Annotated in this window: 28 protein-coding genes; 5 read left to right on the forward strand and 23 right to left on the reverse strand. The window is 53.0% G+C overall.

What is annotated here, in order from left to right; translation table 11 throughout:
* From JNE38_RS24175 to JNE38_RS24210, 8 genes are all read right to left on the reverse strand, one after another.
* Positions 1-687, reverse strand: a complete 687-nt coding sequence (locus JNE38_RS24175) for a hypothetical protein (RefSeq protein WP_203353645.1) — start codon at positions 685-687, stop codon at positions 1-3.
* 62 nt (positions 688-749) lie between these two features.
* Positions 750-2,045, reverse strand: coding sequence for an ABC transporter substrate-binding protein (locus tag JNE38_RS24180; RefSeq protein ID WP_203353646.1), 1,296 nt, complete (start codon positions 2,043-2,045; stop codon positions 750-752).
* A 99-nt stretch (positions 2,046-2,144) separates the two neighbouring features.
* Positions 2,145-2,897: a response regulator transcription factor gene (locus tag JNE38_RS24185; protein ID WP_203353647.1), complete on the reverse strand. Its 753-nt coding sequence runs from the start codon at positions 2,895-2,897 to the stop codon at positions 2,145-2,147.
* Positions 2,869-4,743, reverse strand: coding sequence for a cache domain-containing sensor histidine kinase (locus JNE38_RS24190; RefSeq protein ID WP_203353648.1), 1,875 nt, complete (start codon positions 4,741-4,743; stop codon positions 2,869-2,871). Before JNE38_RS24190 ends, JNE38_RS24185 begins: the two co-directional genes overlap by 29 nt.
* A gap of 154 nt (positions 4,744-4,897) precedes the next feature.
* On the reverse strand, positions 4,898-5,509 hold the full coding sequence (locus JNE38_RS24195; RefSeq protein WP_203353649.1) for a C39 family peptidase: 612 nt from the start codon (positions 5,507-5,509) through the stop codon (positions 4,898-4,900).
* A gap of 17 nt (positions 5,510-5,526) precedes the next feature.
* Positions 5,527-6,282, reverse strand: a complete 756-nt coding sequence (locus JNE38_RS24200) for a carbon-nitrogen hydrolase family protein (RefSeq protein ID WP_203353650.1) — start codon at positions 6,280-6,282, stop codon at positions 5,527-5,529.
* Positions 6,283-6,319: 37 nt separating this feature from the next.
* On the reverse strand, positions 6,320-7,312 hold the full coding sequence (locus tag JNE38_RS24205) for an NADPH:quinone oxidoreductase family protein (RefSeq protein WP_203353651.1): 993 nt from the start codon (positions 7,310-7,312) through the stop codon (positions 6,320-6,322).
* Between the two features lie 195 nt (positions 7,313-7,507).
* Positions 7,508-8,374, reverse strand: a complete 867-nt coding sequence (locus tag JNE38_RS24210) for a DMT family transporter (protein ID WP_203353652.1) — start codon at positions 8,372-8,374, stop codon at positions 7,508-7,510.
* A 160-nt stretch (positions 8,375-8,534) separates the two neighbouring features.
* Between JNE38_RS24210 and JNE38_RS24215 the strand changes: the two genes are divergently transcribed.
* Complete coding sequence (locus JNE38_RS24215; RefSeq protein ID WP_203353653.1) at positions 8,535-8,927, forward strand: RidA family protein; 393 nt, start codon at positions 8,535-8,537, stop codon at positions 8,925-8,927.
* Positions 8,928-8,978: 51 nt separating this feature from the next.
* On the opposite strand, the gene JNE38_RS24220 is transcribed toward JNE38_RS24215, so the two are convergent.
* The 13 genes from JNE38_RS24220 to JNE38_RS24280 all read right to left on the reverse strand — a co-directional run bounded on the left by JNE38_RS24220 (position 8,979) and on the right by JNE38_RS24280 (position 20,077).
* The gene (locus JNE38_RS24220) at positions 8,979-9,254 is read right to left on the reverse strand and encodes a EutN/CcmL family microcompartment protein (protein WP_203353654.1); all 276 of its coding nucleotides are present in this window, start codon (positions 9,252-9,254) and stop codon (positions 8,979-8,981) included.
* 12 nt (positions 9,255-9,266) lie between these two features.
* Positions 9,267-10,064: a hypothetical protein gene (locus JNE38_RS24225; protein WP_203353655.1), complete on the reverse strand. Its 798-nt coding sequence runs from the start codon at positions 10,062-10,064 to the stop codon at positions 9,267-9,269.
* Positions 10,065-10,066: 2 nt separating this feature from the next.
* Positions 10,067-10,855, reverse strand: a complete 789-nt coding sequence (gene pduL / locus JNE38_RS24230) for a phosphate propanoyltransferase (protein WP_203353656.1) — start codon at positions 10,853-10,855, stop codon at positions 10,067-10,069.
* An 11-nt stretch (positions 10,856-10,866) separates the two neighbouring features.
* Positions 10,867-11,154, reverse strand: coding sequence for a BMC domain-containing protein (locus JNE38_RS24235; RefSeq protein WP_203353657.1), 288 nt, complete (start codon positions 11,152-11,154; stop codon positions 10,867-10,869).
* 13 nt (positions 11,155-11,167) lie between these two features.
* Positions 11,168-12,646 carry an acetaldehyde dehydrogenase (acetylating) gene (locus JNE38_RS24240; RefSeq protein ID WP_203353658.1) on the reverse strand — a complete coding sequence of 493 codons (1,479 nt, stop codon included), beginning with the start codon at positions 12,644-12,646 and terminating at the stop codon, positions 11,168-11,170.
* A gap of 60 nt (positions 12,647-12,706) precedes the next feature.
* Positions 12,707-12,988, reverse strand: coding sequence for a BMC domain-containing protein (locus JNE38_RS24245; protein WP_203353659.1), 282 nt, complete (start codon positions 12,986-12,988; stop codon positions 12,707-12,709).
* Positions 12,989-12,990: 2 nt separating this feature from the next.
* Positions 12,991-13,365 carry a BMC domain-containing protein gene (locus JNE38_RS24250; RefSeq protein ID WP_203353660.1) on the reverse strand — a complete coding sequence of 125 codons (375 nt, stop codon included), beginning with the start codon at positions 13,363-13,365 and terminating at the stop codon, positions 12,991-12,993.
* 132 nt (positions 13,366-13,497) lie between these two features.
* Positions 13,498-14,283: a DeoR/GlpR family DNA-binding transcription regulator gene (locus JNE38_RS24255; RefSeq protein WP_203353661.1), complete on the reverse strand. Its 786-nt coding sequence runs from the start codon at positions 14,281-14,283 to the stop codon at positions 13,498-13,500.
* 6 nt (positions 14,284-14,289) lie between these two features.
* Positions 14,290-15,402, reverse strand: coding sequence for a 2-aminoethylphosphonate--pyruvate transaminase (gene phnW, locus JNE38_RS24260; RefSeq protein ID WP_203353662.1), 1,113 nt, complete (start codon positions 15,400-15,402; stop codon positions 14,290-14,292).
* A 2-nt stretch (positions 15,403-15,404) separates the two neighbouring features.
* Positions 15,405-16,199, reverse strand: coding sequence for a phosphonoacetaldehyde hydrolase (gene phnX, locus JNE38_RS24265; RefSeq protein WP_203353663.1), 795 nt, complete (start codon positions 16,197-16,199; stop codon positions 15,405-15,407).
* Between the two features lie 14 nt (positions 16,200-16,213).
* Positions 16,214-17,914, reverse strand: coding sequence for a putative 2-aminoethylphosphonate ABC transporter permease subunit (locus JNE38_RS24270; protein ID WP_203353664.1), 1,701 nt, complete (start codon positions 17,912-17,914; stop codon positions 16,214-16,216).
* A 4-nt stretch (positions 17,915-17,918) separates the two neighbouring features.
* Positions 17,919-18,977 (reverse strand): putative 2-aminoethylphosphonate ABC transporter ATP-binding protein, encoded by a 1,059-nt coding sequence (locus JNE38_RS24275; protein WP_203353665.1) that lies wholly within the window; start codon positions 18,975-18,977, stop codon positions 17,919-17,921.
* 44 nt (positions 18,978-19,021) lie between these two features.
* Complete coding sequence (locus JNE38_RS24280; protein WP_203353666.1) at positions 19,022-20,077, reverse strand: putative 2-aminoethylphosphonate ABC transporter substrate-binding protein; 1,056 nt, start codon at positions 20,075-20,077, stop codon at positions 19,022-19,024.
* Between the two features lie 296 nt (positions 20,078-20,373).
* Between JNE38_RS24280 and JNE38_RS31010 the strand changes: the two genes are divergently transcribed.
* The 4 genes from JNE38_RS31010 (at position 20,374) to JNE38_RS24295 (ending at position 24,440) form a co-directional block, all read left to right on the forward strand.
* Positions 20,374-20,499 carry a hypothetical protein gene (locus JNE38_RS31010; RefSeq protein ID WP_275296735.1) on the forward strand — a complete coding sequence of 42 codons (126 nt, stop codon included), beginning with the start codon at positions 20,374-20,376 and terminating at the stop codon, positions 20,497-20,499.
* Between the two features lie 92 nt (positions 20,500-20,591).
* On the forward strand, positions 20,592-22,058 hold the full coding sequence (locus JNE38_RS24285) for a spore germination protein (RefSeq protein WP_238933750.1): 1,467 nt from the start codon (positions 20,592-20,594) through the stop codon (positions 22,056-22,058).
* A gap of 23 nt (positions 22,059-22,081) precedes the next feature.
* Positions 22,082-23,191, forward strand: a complete 1,110-nt coding sequence (locus JNE38_RS24290) for a spore germination protein (protein WP_203353668.1) — start codon at positions 22,082-22,084, stop codon at positions 23,189-23,191.
* Entirely contained in the window at positions 23,169-24,440 is a 1,272-nt protein-coding gene (locus JNE38_RS24295) for a Ger(x)C family spore germination protein (protein ID WP_203353669.1), read from the forward strand. The genes JNE38_RS24290 and JNE38_RS24295 overlap by 23 nt, the downstream gene beginning before the upstream one ends.
* Here JNE38_RS24295 and JNE38_RS24300 read toward each other — a convergent pair.
* On the reverse strand, positions 24,391-25,323 hold the full coding sequence (locus tag JNE38_RS24300) for a response regulator (protein WP_203353670.1): 933 nt from the start codon (positions 25,321-25,323) through the stop codon (positions 24,391-24,393). The two genes, JNE38_RS24295 and JNE38_RS24300, sit on opposite strands and share 50 nt — an antisense overlap.
* 7 nt (positions 25,324-25,330) lie before the next feature.
* On the reverse strand, positions 25,331-26,584 hold the full coding sequence (locus JNE38_RS24305) for a sensor histidine kinase (protein WP_203357726.1): 1,254 nt from the start codon (positions 26,582-26,584) through the stop codon (positions 25,331-25,333).
* Positions 26,585-26,681 lie beyond the last annotated feature (97 nt).

The following is a 26,681-nucleotide window of genomic DNA, read 5'->3' on the forward strand; positions in this document are numbered from 1 at the left end:
CTATTTGTCGATCGCATTTCGCAGAGCGGCGACGGACCTTCTGATCTCCTCCGTCGTCGTACCGAGAGCCATAGCCCCTGCCAGCAAGACCCGCACACCCGTATCACGCAAGGCTGGTATATCGGAAGGCACGATCCTGCGCTGCGTGGGTACGATGACAGGAATACCGACCTTCGTGGCCAGATAGCGGTATTTCAGCAGGTCGGTAAAAACGAGCGGCGTACCGTACTCGGACCCCGGCACGATGGAGGCTTCCAATGCAGTCATGGGAAAATGCTTGACCATCTCCAGCAGGGACCAGTCAAACCGCTCATCGATGGCAAAGGTACTCGACAGCCCCTCTACACGCATCTGGGCTGCTGGGAGATGATGCCCGTAAATGGAGAAGAAATCGATGCCGAGCGAGGAAAGCTGGACGAGCTGTGCCGGATCGAGATCCTCTACAGAGCCGGCAGGAACGATGCCAAACGGCCCATCAAACTGACTGCGAATGGTAGTGAACAGGTCCGCGTACTGGGGCAATGGTCCAAAGCTGTTTCCGCTAGCACGATGGTGAACATTGACATGCACCTTGAGTCCGTCTGCGCCTTCTTCCAGCGCTGCTCTGGCCAGCTCCTCTTCATTTCGCGGCAGACTGACCAACAGGAGAAACGGCTTCTCGGCCATCGCTTGCTGCAAACGATTCATCGTCTCCCGATACCTCCCATCAAATGACAACGGTCTGTTTCCAGACCGTCGTGACTTTCTCCTTATTTCTTCAAAATCGGGTTGATCTTCTCTTCCATCGATTTCATGATATCCACTGGCTGCGCGGTTTGGCCAAACAGCTGGTCAAAGCCGGCGAGGATGGCATTATCGATCTTTTGCCACTCCACATGACCAGGCTGGAAGTGCGCTTTTGGCATTTCATCGATCACCGCTTGCTTGATGTGGGCCGGATCCGGATTGCCCGGCTGGTTCAGGAACAGATCGGAATTGAGTACGGACGTGCGCGGCGGCACAAAGTAGGCCGATGTCGCCTGGACCCCTTCTTCACTGGCGATGAACTTGAGGAATTCTTTGGTTTCCTGCAGATGCTTGGTGCCCTTGAAGATGGAGTACCCTGCCTGGCCGAGCATCGGAGCAGAGCCCTGCGAACCGGACGGCATCGGGGCGATATCCCATTTGAAGTCCTTGATCGCACGCGCCTTGGAGACGTAGCTGTACACATCGAAGAACATCCCGATTTTGCCAGACTCAAAGCTCACCTGCTCTCCTGCCTTTGGATGCGAGCCATCAGTGAACATCATGCGCTGCAGCATGCTGAGCGTCTCAGTGCCGTACTGATCATTCCACGTGAATTGGGTCATTTCTTTGTTGAAGGGACCGCTGCCATTCGACCATGCGTACGAGGAAAGCAGGATCCACGTTTTCCAGTCACGGAAGAAATTCGCCCCGTAAATCTTGCTGGCGCCCGTTCCGCTCGTGATGGCCTTCGCCGTCTTTTCAAATTCTTCCCACGTCCACTTTCCTTCCTTGGCCAGATCGTTCGGGGACTGCAGTCCTGCCTTTTCGATCAGGTCCTTGTTGTAGAACATGACGCTCGGAGGGGTGGAAAATGGGATTCCGTAAAGCTTGTCATCTTTTTTGAACAGCTCCAGCGTGGACCCAATGAAGTCATCCATTTTGAAGCTGGCGTCCTGCCCCAGATCCGTGACGTCCTCAAGAATGCCATTCGCCATGAATTGGGGAACCATGCGCTCGGATACCCAACCGATGTCCGGCAATTCCTGACCAGCTGCCAGAACCGTTACCTTTTGCTGATAATCCGGGAAAGGAACGGACTCGAGCTTCACCTTGATGTTCGGGTGCGTCTGCGTGAATTTATCGATCAGCTTTTGGTACAAATCGAGGTGAGCCTGATTGCCCCATGTCAAAAAGGAAAGCTCGACGGGCTCGTTGGTGCCAGCTGCCGGATCGCTGGAAGCTGCCGGCTTATTGCTGCAGCCCACAAAAGTAAACGCTGCCAAAAGAATCGATAATGCCAAACATGCGGCCTTTTTCATGGAGGACCCCCTTTTCTCACTCATATCTTTTCATAAAACTAGTATAGATTTGGTGGAATATTGAGATAAATCACCTGGATTACAGATTTGGTATGGGATTTAAAGATCTTCATCTGCTGGTGCCTGATCGCGATACCCCCCAGGGGTCATCCCCACTTCTTTTTTGAACACGATCATGAAATGCTTGGGGCTCTGATACCCTACCAGACGAGAAATGTCGTAAATCTTGAGGCTTGTCTCTCTGAGCAGCTGCTTGGCCCGTTTCATCCGCATCCTCGTGACGTAATCGGAGACGTTTTCTCCCGTCTGTGCCTTGAACAGCTGACTGAGGTAAATGGGATTGAGATGCACGAAATCAGCCAGAGTCTGCAAGCGCAGGTCGCCATCCGTATGATCTTGGATGAAAGCTTTTACTTTGCGAATGATCTGCCTCTCTTCCTTTGGCGATTGCTCCTCTGCTTCCGCCCCCCATTTTTTACGCTCCAGGGATTGCCGGATTCTCTCCAGCGTGCCCACCAGCTCGATCCGGTCGATTGGCTTGAGCAGATAATCCGACACTTTGTGCTTGAGTGCTTTTTGCGCATACTGGAAATCTCCATACCCGCTGATGATGATGATCGGAAGCTCTTCGTACATTTCACGAATTTTGCTGATCATCGCCAGACCATCGATTTCTCTCATCCGAATATCCGTGACGATCAAGTCGGGCATTTCGGTGCGCAAATAGTGCAGCGCTTCTTTTCCGTCCTCCGCCTCCGCCACGACCGCAAATCCGGTGGTCACCTTTTCGATCAAGGTCTTCAGCCCTTCCCGAATGATCCGCTCATCCTCCACTAGCAAGACTTTGTACATGCCGCATCCCCCTTTTGCCGCTCTCCAACGGAATTTTCAAAGTAAAGCTCGAGCCTTGTCCTGCCCGGCTATCGATCTGCAGACTGTACGGCTCACCGTACAAGAGCGTGATGCGCTGATGGATATTTCGCAAGGCCGTTCCCGTGCGCTGACCGCATGTCGCCTCGTTTTGATGAAAGGGCAGACGCACGACGGTACGCAGCCTTGCCAGCTCCTGCTCGGACATCCCTTTTCCATCATCCCGCACGCTGATCCGCATGTCCTGATCGTCACGCATGACGGTCAGCCAGATGGTCCCTCCATGCTCGAGGCGCTCTATGCCGTGATAGATGGCGTTTTCCACTAATGGCTGCAAGAGCAGCTTTGGAATGCGCGCATCCCGCAGGTTTTCATCTACTTCCATCTCCACCTGGATGCGGTCCTCCAGCCGCGTCTGCTGGATTCTCACATACGAAGCCAGAGACGTGAGCTCTTCTGCGAGTGTCACGAAGCCGTCCCCCCTCTCTACCGTGTAGCGCATCAGCTTGCCGAGGGAAGAGACCATATCCGATACATCGAAGTTGCCCGCGCGAATCGCCATCATATTGATCGCCTCGAGCGTATTGTAGATAAAATGCGGATGAATCTGGCTCTGCAAGGCTGCCAGCTCCGCCTCCCTCTCTCGCAGACTGATGGCGTACACTTCATTGACGAGGCGGTTGATCTCCTCGACCATGTGGTTAAACTGTTCGCTCAGCTTGCCGATCTCATCCTCTGAAACCACTGGCACGCGTTCATGAAAATTTCCTTGCTCCACCTGCAGCATCTTCTCCTTGAGCACAACGAGCGGCTTGCTGAGCGAATAGGCAAAATACGTGGCCAATCCTCCCGCCACGACGAGAAAAATGGCGGCGATGAAAATCGTGAAATCGCGCAGGGTATTCGAATCCTTTAGCAGGCTGTCTACGGGGATGATGCTGATGACCAGAAGTCCCGTCTCTGCTGACTGATTGTCGATCAGCAAATAGCGCTGCCCCTGCAAGCGCACCGTTTTTTCCCCTTGCAAGAACGGCATCCCCCCATCCGTTTCCCGCAGCAGCGTACGGTAGCCAGGCAAATTCCCATTCTCCCGCTTCTCAAAAAACAGTTCGTTTTGTTGGTTGACGATGATGAGACTCCCCTCTTTGGTAAAGGGCATGTTGGCCAGAATCTGATCGATCATCTCCATCTTCATGTCGATCTTGATGATGCCGAGGGGCGCGTTGGTGTTGGGTTCCCTCAACAGGCGGGCTACCGAGAAGTACGGCTCCTGGGCAGAGTCTGCGTAGTACCCCGCTCGATGCTGCGGAATGATGACCGATGCACCGTTTCCTTTTACCACACGGCCGTACCACGATTCTCCTTCCAAATTCACATGCGTGGTCATGGTAGTGGGATCGAGGTTGGAAAAAATCATCCCGTTTTGCGAGATGATCTGGATCCCTTTCACTTCCGGACGACTGTACGAGAGACTGGATATGTACAACGTCATTTTTTGCCGCTTCTCTGTGGAGAGATACGGGGGTGACGGCGAATTGCTTCGCAGCTCCCTGAGGATCGAAAGGACGCTATTATCGTAGAGCGGCATGAGCGAAAGACGCTTCATCTCTTCCAGATTCCGCTCGAGGTTGCGATTAATCTGATGCACGATCTGCGCTGTGTATTCAGATGTCCTCTCCTCCGAAGAAGTGGAAAACTGACTGTACGTGATCATGCCTTGCAAACTCAGCGGGATCGCGATCAGGCATATGAATAGCGTGAGCATCTTCACACGGAGCGTTCCACGAGAAAATACATGCAAAGCCTGCTTTTTCTTCCGATCATTCATGGCAGACACCCCTTGGTTTTTCCCAATAATTCCGACTACTTCTTCCGGCCGCTTCCCAATTCCTGTTTCGGTCCCGGCAAAAGGCGCCAGCCGGGTATATTCGGGAAATAAAAAAACCTCATCACTCTTTGGATGAGGTTTGTCGACTCGTTCTTCATGTCTTGATTAAAATTCCGCGATGCGCATAAAACTTTGAAAAAGTATCCAGATCGAGGTGCACCGCCTCCTGTGTCGCAGGTGTGTGTCCGGAGGGGTTGTGAAAGACGATTTCTCGTCTCTCGCTGTTTTTGCCGAACACATACACCAGGTGCCCCCCTTGCTTGGGTGGCTCTTTCTCAGGTGTGCGAATCCCGGGATGCACGGACGCAATGAACACGTAGCCGCGATCCAGCAGGCCGTAAATTTCTTCAATCGGCGTGTGCTCCCGAAGCTCTGCGGAAAGACCATACTCCTCCGCAATAAACGTAATGAAAGGGCGATAAATCAATCCTTTGATCGATCCATCCTCTCCTACCACATATCCGCCGTACGCTCGACATTGCCGCATGAGCTCCATCGTGGGAATGTTACGTTTTTGCCAGTGGGCGAGGTGCATCTTCAGGCAGGCCATGCCGCATATATGGGAGCTCCACTGCGCATATTCTTCGGGATCTGTCGCTCCTGACCTCTGCCACAACGGGTCATCGGCATACGGCAGCTTCCCTGCTATCAAGTCCAGTACGCGGTCACGGGACTCGAATTGCGCATAGTAGGGTATTTTCTCCAAGTCCTCTTCCCCTTCCTTTAGAACAGCTCCGGATGAAATCTTCGCGCCAAAAGTCCGTGCGCCTGCGCAGGATCGAGGTCCCACACGAGCAGTCCCTCGATCCCCTCTGGCAGGACGCTCAATCGATCTCCTGAAGGGGATACGAGAGTAGTGGCAGAGCCTTGATCATCCAGAGCGTAATTCACACTGGCGAAGTAGATGTTGTTCTCCAAGCTCCTGCCTACCATCGCCCCCTGATAAAAATCAGGATTGGCCACGGCGTTGGTGAACTGTGGATGAAACACGATGCTTGCCCCGTTTCGAGCCGCCCACCGCACTGTTTCGGGGTATCTCCAGCCCTCGTGGCAAATCACGATGCCAAAGCTGACATCCTTCACCACGAAAATATGGCGACCTGTTCCCGGAACATAATCAAACTGATCTTCGTCCGGGTCAATCTGATTCTTGGTCTGATACCCCAAGATTTCTCCGGTTTCGGAAATGACGAACGCGACCAGGTGCATGCCCAGCTCATCCTTCCATTCGATCGGCAAAATAACCGCGACCTGCCGCTGCTTGGCAAACACACAAACATCCTCAAGGGCCGCCGCCATCACCGCATGGTCATACGCCTCTACTGGATAGCCGACCCCGCGCAAACCCGGGAGGATCGACTCTGGAAAGCATACGACATCACAGCTCTTCTCCCTCGCCTGTCCAATCATTTCTTTGACAATGGCGATGCCGTCTTTCAACGATTGCGGAAACCTCGTTTGAGCCAGTCCGATTCTCATCCTCGCTCTCCTCTCCCCCACACAGTCACTCTTCTGCTTATAACCGCACGATCACCCTGCCGCGCATCTGACTCGCCAATATTTTCGACAAGGCATTGGGCAGCTGATCCAAATTGATTTCTTCATCTACGAATTTTTCGAGGCCATCCGGCTTCAGGTCGGTCGCCAATCGCTGCCAGATGATGCCTCGCAGTTCCATCGGGCAAAAGACAGAATCGATTCCCAGCAGATTGATGCCGCGCAAAATAAACGGAAACACTGTAGTCGGCACATCTGTCCCGCCGGTCAAGCCGCTGACCGCTACGGAACCGTTGTAGTTGATCTTGCTCAGTACGGAAGCCAGCGTATGTCCGCCGACAGGGTCGACTGCCGCTTGCCAGAGCTGTTTGTCCAACCCGCTGATTTTTTCACCGGTCACTTCAGATCGGGAGAGGATCTCTTTTGCCCCCAGCTTGTACAGGTACTCATGCTCGGATTCTTTGCCCGTGCTTGCGACGACATGGTAGCCGCGTTTTGCCAGAATGGATACAGCAATGCTGCCTACTCCGCCTGTCGCACCGGTAACCAGCACCTTCCCTTTTTCCGGCGACACCCCGTTTTCCTCCAAGCGGTGAACCGATAGGGCTGCGGTGAAGCCAGCTGTCCCGAAAATCATCGCTTCCTTCAGCGAAAGTCCTTTGGGCAGAGGAACGATCCAGTCTCCGGGAACCTGCGCATATTCGCTGTAGCTGCCGTAATGGGAAACGCCGATATCATAGCTCGTCGCAATCACTTCATCCCCTTCGCTAAATCGCGGGTCCAGAGAATCTACCACGACGCCTGCCAGATCGATTCCCGGAACAAAGGGATAACTCCTGACAATCCTGCCATTCGGAATGCTCGCCAAACCGTCCTTGTAGTTCACGCTGGAGTAATGGACCTTGATTCTCACGTCTGCCTTTGGCAAATCATCCATCGAGATCGTCGTTACTTCTGCAAAGAACTCTTCCTCCTTTTTGCTTACCACAAATGCTCGAATCGGTTTTTGCATCGTTTCATTCCCTCCTCGTATCCAACAAGTCGCAATCCTCAACCATACCCATCCATTTTACCACCGCAGTCGAGCTTTCGTACGGGGCAAACTGCAAGCATGGAAAGAAAACCCTGCCTGCACGAGACGGATTCACCATGCGACTACAGCCGTAGTGCAGCCTACACTAGCGCAAGAGAGAGTTGCCCTGCATGGCTAGCTCATCTTGATGACGATGACACCCGTCAGTATCAAGCCGATCGATACCCATTTGACGAGACTTACCGACTCCTTCAGCCAGAAGACTCCGATGACGGTGGCAAACACGATGCTGATTTCACGCACAGATGCCACATACGTGACGGGAGTTGTCTGCATGGCGTACACGGCGAGCGAATTCGATACAAAGACGAAGAGCCCGCCTGCAAGCGTATGCCATGGATGACGCTTCAGCAGCGAAAAATAGGAGACCCCAGCCTGTGCACGGCGGTCGAGGATCCACTTTCCGGCAAACATGCCGATAAACACAACGTATTTGAACAGAAGACCCGACATCATCGAAGCCCCCATTCCGTCCAATACGCTGCTGAGAGCGGAACAGCTACCCGCCATGAACACCCATTTCATGTTGTGCCAGTCCTTCAGCAAGTGGCTCAGTTCGCCAAAGGAAAAGGAGCGCTGATTCATGAAGACGACCCCGGCTACGATGATCAGGATGCCCAGATATCCCGTCCAAGCGATGGCGGCACCGATAAACAGCGTGCTGATGATCGTCGTCACGATGGGCGCTGTTCCCCGCAAGATCGGGTACGCGTAGCTCAGGTTGTTGGTTTGGTAGGCCTTGGCTAACGCGACAAAATACATGACTTCGGAGATGGTGCTGAGCAGCAGCCACTTGATCGCAGACACTGGAAACGACGAGGTCCGCCATAAGTAAATGGCCAGTGGCAGGTACAAAATGACGGAGGCTCCGAGAATGAGGGTAAAGAAGGCATCGCGTTCCTCGATCCTTTTGGACAGGGCATTCCAGATGGCGTGACAGATGGCGGCAAACAAGAGGATGAGCAATATGGTGGTGGACATTCTTCTCCCAGCTTTCTTTTTGTTTGGATCGATTCAGCTTGTTACGCTCATGATTGTGGGGGCCAGCCTGCGCAGCAGCAAAACTAATGCTTGAACTTTTCTGACAACAAATGGATAAATATCAGTAGGTACATACTTCCCATTTAAGGAGTGGATGGTTTTGAGCCGAACACAAGTGTTTACAGGATCTCCCTGGGAGCCTGTAGTCGGGTACTGTCGGGCGATTCGAATTGGAGATCGGATCGAGGTCGCGGGGACGACTGCCATGAAGGACGGGACTGTCGTCGGCGTCGGAGATCCGTATGAACAGACGAAATTCATCTTGCAGACTATCGAAAAAGCCTTGCAGGAGCTTGGCGCTGACCTGTCCCATGTAGTGAGAACAAGGATGTTCGTCACGGACATTTCCAAATGGGAAGAAATCGGGAAAGCACACGGCGAATTTTTCCGGAACATTCAACCCGTTGCGACGATGGTTGAGGTGAAAGCGCTGATCGAGCCTGAGCTGCTGGTCGAGATCGAAGCGGAAGCAATCGTCACGTCTGCCGAGTAAAAGGAAACAGCAAGAAGGTGTTGTCTACTACAGACTACACCTTCTTGCTTTTCATGTCTCTTTTGGCACTTCATAAGAGTCCACAATTCCTACGATGACAGCGTCAATGGGGACCATCTTATCCAGAAAAATGATCCGCGCGGGAGTGCCCGAAGAAACGATGACCTTCTCCCCAAAGCCCGCTCCAATGCGGTCTGCTGCAATCACCGTTCGTCCACCCTCCTCCTCGTTCCAGTCAATGGGCTGGACAACCAGCAGCTTCAAATTCTCCATGCCCTCTTCTTTTTGCGTGGACCAGACACTGCCGATCACTTTTCCCAAAAACATGGCACTCCCCCTTTACCGCACGTAATGGACCTTGACCCCTTTTTCTTTGAGCAGGTCCAGCGCCAGCGGGGAAACAATCGCTCCCTGACGCAGGACCAGCGCAGAATCGGGAAAATCGGACTGTGACTGAACCCAATCGGCTGTGATTAGCTTGGCGTCGGCCGGTTGCATGCCTGCCGCATCCGGAAGAGGGATTGCCAGCTCTGCCGCCTGCCGGATTGCCCGGCTTTTGCGGATGATGGAAGCTGCCAATTCCTTTTGCGCTGCGAACTCGATCCCGAGCTCTTTCATGTCGTTGACGTGACGCAAAAACAGCTTCTGGTACGGGAGGGGCAAGGTCAATGTCTTCAGGCAGCGACGGTCGGAGCGCTTTATCCCGGGCACATCTTCTCCCACCAGGACCGGTTTGCCCAGCACGAGGGCAGAGAAAATGACCTCTGCCTTGATGGTCCCCTTCAGTCCCGCCGCTACCCTTGCTGCATTGTCCAGATCGATTTCCGGAATCACGATGCCGTCGTACTCTTTTGGCAACTCCAGCGGAGCGGGAGCATACTCATCTGTCGCAATGATCTTTCCAGCCCCTCCGCATTCGATCCGATGCATACCGAGCCACGAGGAGGTCTCTCCATCCAAAAACAAAAGGTCGTGGCAGATTCCGTGATTTTGCAGGGCGATAAACTGGTCGGCAAATGGCTCATGCGCCGTGCTGTCACAAAAGATGAACAGCCATTTCGGCTTTTTCTCCTGCGGAATCTTCATCGACTGCAAAACTTCCCGCGTGATGGACTCGATCATCTGGCGGACATCCACGTCTACCACCTCCCTGTTGTGGAAAAGAATTCGCCATTTTTCCCGATCAGGTGTACTCGATCCCCTGTGGACAAATTGGCTGCATTGGCTTCATCCAGATCGATATGAAAATCCAAGGCATATCTGGGGCTGACCCGCACAGTCACGTCTGGAAAGATGAGGGCGCGTTCCCCACTCATCTGCAGCATCAGGCTGTCGCCATCCTGAACCCCCGAAATACGGGCATCGACCTCTGACATATGGACGTGGCATTTCGCTACGATCACGCCGCTCGCAAGCACCACAAAGCCGTTTGGCCCTATAAGGGTGACGCCCGGCGTTCCATCCAGTGCCCCAGACACCCTGATCGGCGGGTGTATGCCGAGTGTAAACCCATCTGTTTTGGAGATTTCCACCTGGCTGGCGCCTCGAGCAGGTCCGAGGATTCGCACTCCTGGGATCGTTCCCCTCGAGCCGAGGAGCGTCACTGTCTCTTTTGCTGCGAACTGCCCGGGCTGGGAAAGCTCTCTCTGAGGCGTCAACTGGTACCCCACCCCAAACAGCTTCTCGACGTCTTCCGGGGACAAGTGCACATGGCGGTTGGACACGCCCACAGGGATGCTGAGCTGATTGGGTCGTTCGCTTTTGGGAATTGAAGTCTCTGACGATTGGAAGGCTTCCACTTTGATCCCTCTCCCCTTTAGAAAATCAATGGCTGCCGGGGTGAACTTGTCTTCGGCTCGGACCAGGTAGGGGTTCGGAATCCCCGATCGCAGCATGGCCCGCAATGCAGTTTCCGTGATCAAAGCCATAGGCTAGACCATTACCCTTCCAGCTTCGGCAAGATCAGCTCGATATCCGTGTGCGGACGCGGGATGACATGAACCGATTTCAATTCCCCCACTTTTTCCGCTGCTGCCGCACCCGCATCCGTCGACGCTTTGACTGCTCCCACATCTCCGCGCACCATGACCGTCACCAAGCCGCCGCCCACGTGAACCTTTCCGATCAGCTTGACATTGGCCGCCTTCACCATGGCATCGGCAGCCTCGACTGCTCCGATCAACCCTTTTGTTTCTACCATTCCCAGTGCTCCCATTTCTCCTGCCATTCTTTATGCCTCCTTACCGATTGGTAGATTGTAATTCCAGCAATACACTCTTGATGATTGCTGCGATTTCATCTCTGCTGATCGCGGGCTGCGCTGCTGCGGGACTTGAGGCAGGTGCTGCCGCCGTTGGATTTCCCAGCTCCATTTCACGCAATCCAAAAGCCACACGGTTGATATTGAAAAGATGCTCAGGTCCGATGTTGTCCGAGGTCACATTGTTGCCATGCGAGCCGCACCCCAGTGTCAGAGACGGCACGATACCGGTCGTAGCACCGATTCCGCCGAAGGTTGTACCCGTGTTCACCACGATCCTCGAGGCCGGTTTATCCACTACGAACCGCTCGATCGCCTGCGTATCCTGGCCATGCATTCCGATGGTATGACCGAGCCCCCCCAGCGCAAGCAAGCTCGTGCAGATACGGCTCGCCTCTGCCATGTCGCTCGCTGTGTAAAGGGTGAGGATGGGGGCGAGCTTTTCGATGGAAAACGGATGATCCAGGCCGATTTCGCTCTCTTCGGCTATCAGCAGCTTGGCATCTTCCGGAACCAGAATGCCTGCCAGCTCCGCGATTGCTTGCGGTGACTTTCCTACGATGGCCGGATTGAGCCCTCCCCCTATCAAGATGATGCCTGCCACCCGCTTTTTCTCGTGGTCATCGAGGAAATAGGCCCCTTGCTGTTTCAGCTCGGCTACGACCTTGCGCTTGATCGATTTGTCCACGACCAACGCCTGCTCCGAAGCGCAAATGGTTCCGAAATCGAATGTCTTGCTCTGAATCGTTTGGCGGATGGCCGAGGCAATATCCGCACTTGCGTGGATATAGACAGGAACATTTCCTGGCCCTACGCCGTATGCAGGCTTGCCTGAGCTGTATGCGGCTTTTACCATCGCCGTCCCGCCAGTCGCGAGGATGACATCCGTACTGCTGTGCTTCATCAGCTCTTGGGAAGCAGCCAGCGTAGGAACCGTAAGGCAAGTGATCAGCCCGGCGGGAGCACCGGCGCGCTCCGCCGCAGCCTGCATGACGGCTGCCGCCTCCTTCGTGCATTTGCCTGCATGTGGATGGGGACTGAACACAATGGCGTTGCCTGCCTTTACGGAGATCAGCGCCTTGAAGATCACCGTGGAGGTAGGATTGGTGGAAGGGACGATCCCAGCGATGACCCCTACCGGCTGCGCGATCTCCCACACCCGTTTTTGCTCATCACGCCGGATGATCCCGACCGTTTTCTTGTCTTTGATCGATTGGTAGACATCATTTGCAGCAAACAAATTCTTCACGGTCTTATCCGCCACTCGTCCGTAGCCGGTTTCCTCTACCGCCAGTGCGGCCAATCGTCCCGCTTCAGCACGAGCGGCTTCGGCCATGCTTTGTACAATCTGATCGATCTGACTTTGCGACAGGACTTGCAGCTGCTTTTGGGCTGCTTTAGCCCCAGCCAAGCATTGGCGAACTTCCTGGACTGATTGCAAATCTACATCTAGCATCACGATATACCGTCACCTCTTCTCAGCCGTTTACGATTCTTGCCATTTGTTCGGAAGTTGGTTTCACGATTGCTCGAGTTTGGGCAGGATCAGCTCGATATCCGCATGCGGGCGCGGTATGACATGGACAGAGACGAGCTCTCCCACCTTTTCTGCCGCCGCTGCCCCAGAGTCTGTCGAAGCCTTCACCGCTCCGACATCCCCTCGAACCATGACCGTCACCAGACCACCACCTACGTGCACCTTTCCGATCAGCTTGACATTCGCAGCCTTGACCATCGCATCCGCAGCTTCCACCGCTCCGATCAAGCCCTTCGTTTCCACCATGCCCAATGCGTCACCCATGTCTATTCCTCCTTGCCTGTTTGCGCAGTCGCAGCCGGGTTGCTGCTTTTCGGCTTGCTTGCCGCCTTTGGCGCCTGTTTGGCTTTTTCTTTTTCCAGCTGCTGCAGTATCATTTGCATCACACTTCGCTCTGGCCGCGGGATGACGCGGGAGTGGAGAAGCTGTCCTATCCTTCTGGCCTCTGCCTCTCCCACAGAGACGGCCGCCGTCACAGAAGCAACATCTCCGACAATGTATATCGTGACGATTCCCGCATCGGCCCCCTGGTACGTCACGCAGCGGACATCCGCTGCTTTGGCAGCCGCATCCGTAGCGGCGACGAGTGCAGGGAATCCTAGCGTCTCGATCATTCCCAAGGCGTAGCCATTTTCGAGCATGTTGGTTCCACCTTTCTCCGGCTTTCATGAAAACAAGAAATATCAGGATTAATAAGTTGCACTTAAGTTTTTTTAATTGATTTTGGTTGTGACTTTATGCGAAAAATAGAGGGCTTCCTGATGCCCCTGTGTTTACTCTGCCACTATCCAATTCACGCCTTTTGCTCCCAGCTCGCTCTCCCATTCTTTCGGGGAAGCCACGTCGCTGACGACGACATCCGTTTCTCTCAGATCGGCAATCTTGTAAAACGTGCTGATCCCTATCTTGGAGTGATCCGTTAGCACGATCGTCTCCTTTGCATTCTCGATGAACCGTTTGGCGAGCATGGCTTTCTCCGCGTCATAGCTGGAGATTCCGTAATGAGCCGCAATCCCGTCGATCGAGAGAAAGGACTTGTCGACGAAAAAATCCTGCATCATTTTTTCAGCGAGGGTACCTACTGAGCGAAAATGCTTCGACTGCATTTTCCCGCCGATGAAGTACACCTCTCCACTGAATAGCCCTTTGTTCTGATAGTCCATCAATAGATTCAGCGCCGGCACCGAAATGGTGATAAAGCATAGATTCTTGCGGCTGAGCAAATAAGGAAGCATGTGCATCGTCGTCGTTCCATCGTCAATCAAGACGACTTCGTTGTCCTGCACGAGATTCGCTGCTGTTCTGGCGATGCGTTTTTTCTCGTCCGCAAAGGCCACTTCCCGCATCAGATGCGAGGGCTCCTCGCGGTCGAACTGTACCTTGATCGCTCCGCCGTAAACACGTTTGAGCCTCTTATCCTGTTCGAGCTCCTCCAGATAGCGTCGTATCGTTTCTGAGGACACTTGCAATTTTTCCACGAGCTCACTTGTTCTGACTTTGCCTGCATAGTTGAGCATATCGATGATGAGGTCTTTACGCTCTTCGCCTGCGAGAGACATAGGCAGCTACCAGAACATATTTTGTTCCACAGCTTGCACGAGTCGCTTCATATCATGCGGGTAGACCTCTCCGATGTTTCCGATCCTGAAGGTATCTGCCACAGAGATTTTGCCCGGATAAATGACGAAGCCTTCTTTTTTCAAACGCTCATAAAACGCTGCAAACGTAAAGGCTGGGTTCTCAGGGAAGTAAAAGGAGGTGATGATGGGCGACTGCCACTCACGGGTCAGCGGTGTCGAAAAGCCGAGCCGCTCCATTCCATCGACCAACGTACGCTGATTCTCGCGGTAGCGCACCTGACGTTTTTCTACGCCGCCTTCCTCCTCCAGCTCGATCAGAGCCTGATAGAAAGCCCGCACCACGTGTGTCGGAGAAGTGTAACGCCACTTGCCATTGTACTTTTCCATCGTCTCCCATTGATCGTACAAGTCCAGCGAGAGCGATCTTGCCTGGCCTTTGCATTTTTTCAGCTCTTCCGTCTTGGCCAATACAAATCCAAAGCCGGGCACACCTTGAATGCATTTGTTGGCGCTGCTGATCAAATAGTCGATCCCGAGACCAGCCACATCGATCGTAATCCCGCCAAAGCTGCTCATCGCATCGACGATCAGTACCTTGCCATACTCTTTTGCCACCTCTGCGATTTCCGCGATCGGGTTGAGCATGCCGGTAGTGGTTTCGCAATGGACGACAGCGACGTGCGTGACTTGCGGATCTCGCTCCAGTGTCTCCCGCAGTTTTCCCGCCTCTGCAGGAGAAACCTCCCCGAAGTCGAGCACCAGTGTATCGATGCCCAGCACCTGCGCCATTTGAGCCAGACGATTGCCATACGCGCCGTTGGTCAGCACGACGAGCTTTCCGTCTGCAGGTACCACTGAGCCTACGACCGCTTCCACGGAAAAAGTGCCGCTGCCCTGCATGAGCACCGCCGTGTAGTCATCGTGGCTTGCACCGGCCAAGCCCACCAGCTTGCGGCGAATCACCTGAACCAGATCGTTGTACTCGTTGTCCCACGTGCACCAATCGCGCAGCATGGCTGCTTTTACACCCTTGGAAGTCGAGAGCGGTCCCGGAGTCAACAAGAGGTACGGGTTATCAGGCAATTGGGTGAGTTTCATCGTTATCTCTCCTTTTGCGCCAGGCGCAGGTTGATTTTGGGAATCAATGTATCCAGTTCTCCGATGGATTCAATGACATAATCGGCACCGACAGCCTTGAAACGCTTGGTTACCGCTTCAATCTTGTCATACAGCACATCAGGATCGCACTCCTGCACCTGCCGCTCGGTCATCCCGAGCTCGCTGCTACCTTTGACCACCCCCACTGCCCACGCACCGGCTGCCACCGCTTCCTTAATATCGCTGGTTGTATCTCCCACCTTGATGATGTGCTTCATCGGGTGGACATCCAGATTGATGGCATTTTGGTAGCACATCCACGGAAAGGGGCGTCCAGCCGGCATCTCGCTCGGGGTGACCATCGAATCAGGCGCATACCCTTTCTTTTTGGCTTCCGGAGCCACGACCGCCATCATTTCCGCCGTGTACCCGGTGGTCGATCCGATTTTGATTCCGGCTTGCCGCAGCCTCCCCACCAGCTCCAGCACACCGGGGATGGGTGTCGTGTAGTTCCTCAGGATGGAGAAGAGCATCGGCTCGAAATCCGCATAAAGCATATCCACGTCTTTCTTCTCAGGGAGCCTGCCAAATTTGTCTTTCCATACATTCGCGATGCGATCCATCTTCAGCATGGTGTCGATGTGATCCCATTTGAGCATCCCCATCGGTTCGCGCGCTTCCTCGTGGGTGACCTCGATACCCCGCTTTTTAAATACCTCCAAAAAGACATCGAGGGGCGCGAAGCATCCATAGTCAACGGTTGTTCCGGCCCAGTCAAAGATCACTGCTTGAATCATTGCACTCCCCACCTTTATCTTTTTTGCCAAGCCCCTGTCTTCTCTCGCCATTTCTTCGTCCCGATTTCGTAGATGATCCGCACCAGGACGTTGGTCAGGACGATCAGTACGGACATGGCAGCCGCCGGGGCCACGTCTCCTGCATCATCCATGTTGACGATGGAGACGGATGCCAATTTGAAATCGGCCGAGTAAAGGAAGACGACGGCGGAGATGGTTACCATCGAGTTGATGAAGTAGTAGACGGCATTCTCCAGGATGGCTGGCAGTGACATCGGCACCGTCACCCGCCAAAACGTGACGTAGAACGGAACACCCATCGATTCGGATGCGAGCTCGAATTCTTTGTCCAGCTTTTTCAGCGCGGTCGTTGCCGAGATGAACGGTACGGCGTAAAAGTGAATGAGGTTGGCCAACACCAGAATCAGGATCGAGCCGTACATCCAGTTCAGCGGATTGTCCGGATGGTTGAAGAAAAAGATGTAGGCGAGTCCGATCACCAAGCCTGGCAAGGCCAGCGGCAAAATGGAAAGGAAGTATCCGACCTGCCGAAGCCCCTTCATGAAGCGAGTCTTTTCTATCAAGTAGGCATTGATGAAGGTGATGACCGTTCCTGCTATCGCGCTGTAAAAGGAAACCAGCAAGCTGTTCCAGAACGGCTGCAGCCCTTCACCTGCCACCTTGGAAAAGTCATAGTGCGCAGTGGTCATGGTCAAATCGTACGGCCAGACCTTGACCAGCGAAGCGAAGATCACCGTTCCCAGCATGATAAAGATCGATGCGGTAATCAGGGAGCAATAGATGAAGAAAGCGGTGTCTCGTCTACGCTGCGGCATAATTTTGTACGGCGTCGATTTCGCGGAGACAGATGAGTTTTGCTTGCGCTCCACGATCCGATCCACGATGAAAGCCAGAATCGCCGGGAGAATCAGGATCATGCCGACCGTCGCGCCCATGGTCGTGTTTTGCTGACCGATCACTTGCTTGTAGATATCGGTAGCCAGTACGTTGAATTGTCCGCCAACGACCTTGGGTGCTCCGAAATCCGTAAAGCTGAGAGTGAAACAGACGAAGATGGCGCTGATCAGACCATACTTGACGTTTGGCAGCGTGACGGTGAGAAACTTGCGCAGCTTCCCTGCCCCCATCGTCTCGGCTGCTTCGTACAGATTGTAATCGGCAAACGCGAGTGACACCGCCATGATCAAGTATGCCTGCGGAAAGGTGTAGATGATTTCCGACAGGATGATTCCGAGCGGTCCGTACAGCTCCATCTCGAAACCCGGCCATGCACCGAAAAACCCTGTGGTCAAAATGCCTTGGTTGCCAAACAAGTAAGTGAGCGCAATCCCATGCATCATCGTAGGGGCAAACAGCGGCAGCAAAGCGACGTAACGGAAAAATACCTTTCCTCTCATGTCTGTGCGGGTCAGGGCGAATGCGTACAAGAACGCCAGTGCGACCGACAAGAGAGTGGTCACTCCCGAGACGTACATCGTGTTGCTGAAGGACTGTACGAGAGCCGGAGTGGCAAAATATTTGACGAAGTTGGCAAGGCCGATGAATTGGCCGCTTTCATTGATAAAAGCTCTGCTGAACAAATCCCCGAGCGGCATCAGTACGCTGATGAAAAGCACGATGACGATTCCGCTGATGAGTACCTTTTGCAGCCACTCATCCCTGCCCATTTTCTGACGAACGGTTCGTGTGCTCATCGGCTTAACCACTCCCCGTCTTCTTCGTCACGGCTGCCTGATCAAACGAAATCAGATTTTCCATCGGCAGCTCAAAAGCGACCGGCTTGTCGCGGGAAAGCCCCATCCTATGCGCCTGATTGACACCGAGATCAATCGTGACCAGCTGCGGGAGCAATCCGTTCTGTTGATTGACCAGCTGCAGGGTGACGCGGTAAAACGAACCGCGAAATTCCAAATCCTGAACGATCGCCTGGAGGCTGTACTCTGCTGCGGGATCCATCAAGTGGATGTTTTCCGGCCTGATGGCAAAGAGTCTGTCCGAAATGACGGCCCCGCCGCGAAAAACCGACTCCTCCAGGAAGTTGATCGCGCCTACGAAGTCAGCGACAAACGGGCTGTTGGGCCGCTCGTACACCTCCTGCGGAGTGCCCATCTGGACGACCTCCGCATTGTTCATCACCACGATCCGGTCCGCCATCGTCAAGGCTTCATCCTGGTCGTGCGTCACCATGATCGTGGTGATGCCGATCTTCTCATGCAGGCTCCGAAGTTCCCTTCGCAGCTTTAGCCGCACTTTAGCATCCAGCGCAGACAGCGGTTCATCCAGCAGGAGGAAATCGGGGGACAGTGCAATCGCACGGGCCAAAGCTACCCGCTGCTGCTGCCCGCCAGAGAGTTGGGACGGGTACTTGTCGCGGATGTGCTCCAAATCGATCAGCACCAACACTTCCCTCACCTTATCCTCGATGTCTTTCCTGGACCATTTTTTCGACTGCAGTCCGTAGGCAATGTTTTGCGCTGCCGTCAGGTTGGGAAAGAGGGCATAGGATTGGAACATCATCCCGAAGTTTCGTTTGGCAGGCGGGAGAGTCGTAATATCGCGATCTGCTACCAGTATGCGGCCGCTCGTGGGCTGCTCCAGCCCCGCCAAAATGCGGAGCAGCGTCGTCTTCCCGCAACCGCTCGGGCCAAGCAGGCATATGAATTCATTTTTTTGGATATCGATATCAATCGATGTGAGCGCAACAAACTTGCCAAAGGTTTTTCGTATCCCTTGTATGCTGAGATATGGCTTTGTCATACGGCTCCTCCCTTCTTCCTTTTGCTAGGGCTTCGAGTCATCCCTTACTGCTTGGGCTCGCTCTTTGTGCTGTAGCGCTTATCCCACTCGGCCAAAATCTTCGCTCGATTCGCAGCCGCCTGATTCAGGTCGTTTTTGATCAGCTGAGATTTCGGTTCCTTGGTGTAGCCTTCCGGAATGCCGCCGCCCGCGCTTTGCAATGTAATGATTGCGAAGTTTTTGTTGTACTCCGCCATCGCTTCATCCGAGATTGCCCAATCGAGGAACGCTTTGGCTTCCGGCTTGATTTGCGCTTTTTTCACAAGGGCGTTCGCTTCTACGTCCCAGCCCGCTCCCTCCTCTGGAAACACGATTTCGAGCGGAGCTCCCTTTTTCTTTTCCGTGATCCCCCGGTAGCCGAAGGAAATGCCGATCGGGTACTCCCCTGATGCAGCCATTTTCGCTGGCTTGGAGCCCGAGTGCGTGTACAGCGCGACATTCTCGTGCAGTTTGTCCATGTAGCTCCATGCTGCGGTATCACCCTGCAGCTGCAGCCATGCCGAGACGGTGAAGAAGCCGGTACCGGACGAGGATGGATTCGGCATGACGATCATCCCTTTATACTCGGGCTTGATCAGGTCAGCGTACGACTTCGGGATCGGCAGATTGCGCTTCTCCAGCTCCTTGGTATTGACCACAAAAGCCGTCTCGAAAGCGTCGATGCCTACCCAGTGTGCCGGATCCTTGGAATCCTTGAACTCGGGTACGATGCGCTCAATGCCTTTGGGAGAATAGCCTTCCAAGACGCCTTGTGCTTCAGCCCCGAGCAGTTCTGTCGCCGCTGTGCCCCAGACGACGTCAGCCTGCGGGTTGTCCTTTTCTGCAATCAGCTTGGCAATGATGACTCCTGTGGAGTCCCTGACGATATTCAGTTTGATTTCGGGATGAGCCTTGTTAAAGGCACCGACATATGCCTTGAGCTGATCATCCTCCAGAGCCGTATACACGGTCAGTTCAGATGCGCCCTTGCCGCCAGAAGCCGGATTGGAAGACTGCCCACAACCTGTGAGTGCTGCTAGAAGCAATACGCCTGCAAAGATGGAGCCATACCATTTTTTCATCTTTACCCCTCCCCATTTACCTGCACGAGTCTCCCACTCCACCTGCACTTCCGGTTTACACAACACTAATTCCACACAAATTAGTTTGTTTTCCCGTTTTTTAGTTGTTTTTTGTTTTAATTATATCCAATTATCTAAACATTTCAAATCTTTTTTGGAAAAATAAAAAGCCGAGCTTTTTGGCCCGACTCTGTGATTTTTCACGAGTGATTTCCGGATTCGCAAACCATTGGTATAACCCTTTTCCCTACAGACGATAATGGAGGCAAGTATTGAATAGGGAGAGGATGAGGAACTTGTGGAAAGCAGCTCTTTCCGTCCTTCCAGACTGGACCGTGTTTGTGCAAGCCTTCATCGTCATTCTTGTCCCTTATCTGATTACACGGTTTATCAAATGGATCCATACTTCCTTGGAAGAGTGATGTAAATGAGAAGGTGGACATTTCGCAGAAGCTTGGTGGGAACCCATTCTCATCATCCGGATCGTTCAGCCTCCACTCCTTTGTCTTCCCGCATGTTCACTGGCGATTACCAACATGATCTGGAGCTCGTCCGGCAAGAGCTTGGGCAGCATGCAGATGTCCGTATCCGCAAGTTTTCCTTTGGGCACACAGCCGTTCGCGGAGCCATGATCTATGCGACAGGCGTGTCAGATCGCACTCTCATCGATCAACACCTTCGCCAGCTCCTGCTAAAGGATGAGGACGAGGTGCCTTCCTTTGAAAGCACTGCTGTTTCCAGCGATGAGATAACCAATCAGGTGCTATCCTTCCATGATGGAATGGAAACGAACGATTGGAAGGTCTGGAAGCCAAAAGTGTTGGCAGGCTACACTGCGTTGTGGATAGAAGGCAGAGCAGCCGTTTATCTCTTGGACACCGTGACAAGAAAGAGCAGAACGATAGAAGAACCGGTCTCGGAGGCTTTGGTCAGGGGTCCCCGCGTCGGCTTTACCGAATCGATCAGCGACAATACCGCCCTCCTGCGGCAGCACGGTGAAAATGGAGACTTGATCTTGCTCAAGTTCCAGGTAGGATCGCGGGTAAAAAAAGAGCTGGTCATAGCCTACATGGGTGATATTGCCAATCCCACCCTTGTCGAGGAAGTAAAAAGCAGAATATACAGGATCGACTTGGACTACTTGGCAGAGTCCGGCTATGTCGAACAATTGATAGAAGACAACTTCCTCAGCCCTTTCCCGCAAGTGCAGAGTACGGAGCGTCCTGACCGTGTCATAAGTGCGCTCTTGGATGGACGGGTGGCGATTTTGCTGGACGGAACGCCATTTGCCCTGATTGCTCCCGTCACGTTCACCATGCTGCTGCAATCTCCGGAAGATTACTATGAACGCTGGATCCCCGGTACGTTTATCCGGCTTTTACGATTCTTTACCGCATTTGCTTCGGTGCTGATACCCGCTCTGTACATTTCCTTTATCTCGTTTCATCAAGGACTGATCCCTACTGAGCTAGTCATCTCCATCATCGAATCAAGACAAAGCGTGCCGTTCCCTGCTCTGCTGGAAGCCCTGATCATGGAAATCTCCATTGAAATTCTGAGGGAGGCCGGCTTGCGTCTGCCCAAGCCGATCGGTCCCGCCATGGGAATCGTCGGCGGATTGATCATTGGTCAAGCCGCTGTGCAGGCTGGAATCGTGAGCCCCATCATGGTGATTGTCGTCGCGGTCACCGCCATATCGTCTTTTGCCATCCCCTCGTACAATTTGGGTATCACGCTGCGGATTCTCCGCTTTTTGGCCATGTTCTCAGCCGCCATTTTTGGACTGTACGGGCTGATTTTATTTTTTTTGCTGCTGTGCAGTCATCTGGTCCGGCTGGAAAGCTTTGGAGTTCCCTACGTCAGCCCGGCTGTCCCTTACCGTCTGAGGGATTGGAAAGATCTATTTTTCCGTTTGCCCCTGCACATGATGAAGCGTCGCCCCGGCATGCTTCATCCCAAAGATCCTGTACGTAAAAGCTAGACGATCGCAAGGAGGGAGCCCCATTGATAGACAATGAGAAAAATCGGCTGACTACCTCGCAGGCAGCGGTGATTGTCATCAATTTCATCTTGGGATCGGGCATTCTTACACTGCCCCGGACCTCTGTGGAAAAAGTGCATACGCCAGATGTGTGGATCACCGTCATCCTCGCAGGATTTTTCGCTATGCTCGCGGGGGTCATTATCGTGAAGCTGAGCCAGCGCTTCCCGCAGACGACATTTTACCAGTACAGTCAGGAAATAGTGGGAAAGTGGCTGGGTATAGCTTGCGGGTTCCTGATCATCGGGTACTTCATCATGACTTCTGCCCTTCAAGTCCGCTACATGGCGGAAGTCACTTCTTTTTACTTGCTGGAGGGAACACCGGAATGGGCGATCATCATGGCATTCCTGTGGGTCTCTTTGTATCTGGTCACAGGCGGTATGCAGCCGATCGCCCGCATGTTTGAGATCATCTTGCCGATCACCGTCCTGTTTTTTTTGCTAGTCTCCCTTTTAAGCTTGAAAATTTTTGAGATCGATTACTTGCGCCCCGTACTGGGAATGGGGATTCAGCCAGTGTTCGCGGGTTTAAGAACGACCGCTCTTTCTTATTCGGGTTTTGAAATCATGCTAATCCTCTGCGCTTTCATGGACACACCTAGCAAAGCCACAAAGGCTGTGCTTGTAGGAATCAGCATTCCATTGGTTTTTTATCTGATCACAGTCGTCATGGTGGTCGGAGCCTTTTCCATCGATGGCGTCGTCACTCGGACATGGCCGACCATCGACCTCATTCGGAGCTTTGAGATGACAGGGATTTTGTTTGAGAGGTTTGAATCGTTATTGCTGGTGCTGTGGATCATGCAGATTTTTTCTACCTTTTGCATCGCTTACTATGCAGCCTCTTTCGGGCTTTCCCAGCTATTCGGCAAGAAGATCCGACCGTTCCTGTACGGACTGCTCCCTCTCCTCTACCTCATAGCCATGACTCCAAAGGATCTGGGTCAAGTATTTGCCCTTGGAGATATGGTCGGCAACGCCTCCCTGATTCTATTTGGAGGTCTGCCGCTGTGCCTCTTGATCATCTCCCGTTGGAGGGTGAAGCGCATTGACGCCACATCATCGCCGTAAACGATTGCTCCTGACCCTTCTATCTGCCTTTCTGCTCGCTTCTCTGACAGCATGCTGGAGCAGCAAAGACATTGATAAAATGGGGGTCGGCGTCGGCCTGTCCCTGGATGTCGCCCATCCGTCCCCCGTCGAGCAAGAGCTGGAGAAAAGAGGAGGAGCCTACCCGAAGAGCGACAAAATCACGCTGACCTACCAATTCATCAATCCAAAAGCGACAGGGAAGGAGGGCACTTCTACTGGCCCGCAGCAGAAAGCCTATTTGAATGTTTCCGAAACGGGCGATTCCCTTCACCAGATCACCCGGGAGTTCGCTTTGCGACAGGATGGCCCGATCTACAGCCCGCATCTAAAGGTCATCGTGATCAGCGAAGCCCTAGCCCAGTCCTATCGCCTGGATCATTTGCTGGATCAATATTTGCGTGATAATGAGATTCGCCCAAGCTGTCTGATCTTCATCAGCAAGGACAAAGCGATGGATGCACTCGAATCCAAAAAGCAAGGGGAGCTGCCGGCGCTGCATCTACTCGGAATCACGGATAACGAGAATAGAACCGACAGGCTGATCCATCCCGTGTCGCTTGCCCGATTAGCAACCCACATGAACTCTGGCTCGAGCTTTCTTTTGCAAAATCTGGTTTCAGCGGAAAAAGAGGTGAAATTCGCGGGTGCTGCCGTGATCAATGGAGTGACCAAAAGATGGGGAGGCTTCCTGGATGAGCACGATCTGGAGGGCTTGACGTGGATAACCGGCAAGGGAAAAGGAGGCGTGCTCAAGAGCCTTGACAAAAAGACAGGCCAGCTTCTTGTCTATGAAATCAAAACCATGGACAGCACCATAACGCCAAAAGTGGAAAAGGACAGGATTTCCTTTGAGGTAACGATCAAGTCAGAGGGACGCCTATCCGAAAAATGGGTGACGAGCGGAGATCCTTTTGATCAAGGCTTTCTCAAACGGGTGGAGCAGACGACGGAAGCCGAAGTGCAGCAACTGGTGAGGAACGTAACGAACAAAATGCAAAAACAGTTCAAGGCGGACGTCGCAGGCTTTGGGAATCGCTTGCGAATCGAGTACCCGCGCACATGGGAAAAGGTGAAAACAGATTGGGACCGTACATTTTGCACAGTCCCCATTTCGTATGCCGTTCATGTCACGATCAGTGATTTCGGGGCCTCCGGTCTTCTGAGTAAATCATTTCGGATTACCCTTCCAAATGAATCCGCTTTGCTTCTGCGTAAAAAACCTGAATAAATTTCTTCATGTGAATCCGAATGGCCGAGCCCGACTGCGGCATGCGGTCCTTCAGCTCCCCCATTCGCTTCCACACCGTGGTGAAATCAAAGAATTGGGACGCGTACTTTTCAAACTTCCAATTCGATACATCCGCCAGTCCCAGCGATGCCAAGTGGTTCAAGGATTGATAAATCGCCCGTCGCACTCGCTGCTCGGAGGCTTTGGCCAATTTCCCCAGCTGCTGCTCATCCGCGCGTTCTCCCAGCCTCGCCAGTGCGACGCCCCCAAAAACCTCCTTCAAGGCAGGAAAGCCGTTTTTGAAGGTATGCTCGTGTTCGAACTGATCGAGATAATCCAAGATATCCAAAAGATCATGACTCCCGATGTCACCTGAGATACCAAGCTCCGACAAGAGAAATTGGCCAGCCTCTCGAATTTGTTTGGCAGGCAAAACGGACTTTTGACCGCTTGGCGACGGATCATTCTGGATCACCGCATGTAAGGTTTTGTGGATGTCCTGAATGGATTTCTCCAGGCGAATTTTTTCCATTACTTTCGATATGACCGTTACGACCTCGATTTTGTTGACGGGCTTCTGGACGTAGTATTCACTGCCAAGCGAGTAAGCCTGTGCGATCAGCTCTTTGGACTCCACTTGCGAGATCATGATGATCTTTCCCTTGAAGGTCGGCCTGATCTTCCGTATAGTCTCAATCCCGTCCTGTGATGGCATGAGCAAATCGATCAGCAAGATATCCACATTCCGCATGGTCAGCACTTGTCCATCCAAATGAGAGCCGTCCGCAGCTTCCCCCACGACCTCTCCCAAATCCTCGTCCTCGATGATTTCAGTCAGCATCAGCCGGACAGCCTCATCATCATCCACGATATAAAACAGCATGAAAGCATCACTCTTTCTGCATGATATGTTCGACCCGCAAGCGAATCTGAAAAATCGTCCCACGACTCTCGCCATCGTGGACAGAAATATCGCCATGGAGAAGCCCCACCATTTCTTTCACATAAGAGAGACCGATTCCCGTAGATGGATTGCCGGAACGATCGTACTTTGTCGTGAAGCCAGGCTTGAAGATCATTTTTTTCCGTCGGGGAGAGACTCCGGGACCGTCGTCACTGATTCGAATGTTTGCCCAATCCCCTTCCCGATCGATCTCTATTGAAATGGTGCCCTCACCCGCAATTGCCTCTACCGCATTGGCCACGATGTTGTTGATGAGCGAAAGCACCGTGAACACATGATAAGGCGGATGACTACCTCTGATTGTGCTGTCAAAACGAATGTCCTTCCCCAGCAGACCCGCGTACTTCTGGTTCGATCGAAAAATGATTGCCACGAGCTGATGAATGTCCATGTAATCAGTCATGCTCTCTTCGGAAATGAGCTTGAGCAGACCTGCAAACACGCGCTGGTTGTCTTTTTTGATCTCATGGACTTCCCCGGAAATGATCAGTGCCTGCCTGGCTACTTCATCGGAAATGGCAGGAGTAGTTTGGCGCAGCTCCTGCAGCTCCTGGTATAAATCAAAGGATTTGACTGTGATGTTTTCCGCATTTTGCAGCGTTTTTTTGAGATGGATGGATTCCTCGTACAAGTTCGAGATGAGCATCAGCATATGCTCATTTTGCAGTCTCGTCTGCCTTTCCCGCGATTGCGCTTCGTAGAGCTTCATCATGTTCAAAAAGCTCAGGACGATAAAGCTGTGGGAAAGCGCGATGACCAGCATTTCCTGGAGAGCCGCCCACGTGATCATCGTTTGGAAGACCCATTGCTGCACAAACAATTCCACCAGGTCAGCAAGCACTTCGATGAACATCCCGATACAGGCGGTAAGCAGCGTCCGGTTCTGAAACCGTCCCATTTTCATCAAAGTAAACAAGAGCGAGTATGTGAAATAAAAGAAAAAGCTGGAGTAATGAGCCTCTATGGAGGAAAAGAAGTCGAGCGGCGCTATTGTCAAAAAGTCCAGCAGAATCCGAAATCCTACCACGGTGGCCCCTGTCAAAAAGCCCGGTACTACAGCAGGGGTATTTTGAAACAGCAGCAGAAAAAAGAAAAAGGTAGGTGCTCCAAAGCTGATCCGGAATGTCTCATTGACAGGATAGAACTTCAATTCCCCCGCCAAGGGGACCATGACCAGCATGAGTGCAAGGATATAGATATCTTTTTTTGCAATCGAACTGAATTTCAATCCTTCCACATCCCCGTTTCCTTCCCAGACCGATATCCTTTCATCCCTA

This window comes from Brevibacillus choshinensis (assembly GCF_016811915.1).
GTDB classification, from domain to species: Bacteria; Bacillota; Bacilli; order Brevibacillales; family Brevibacillaceae; genus Brevibacillus; species Brevibacillus choshinensis_A.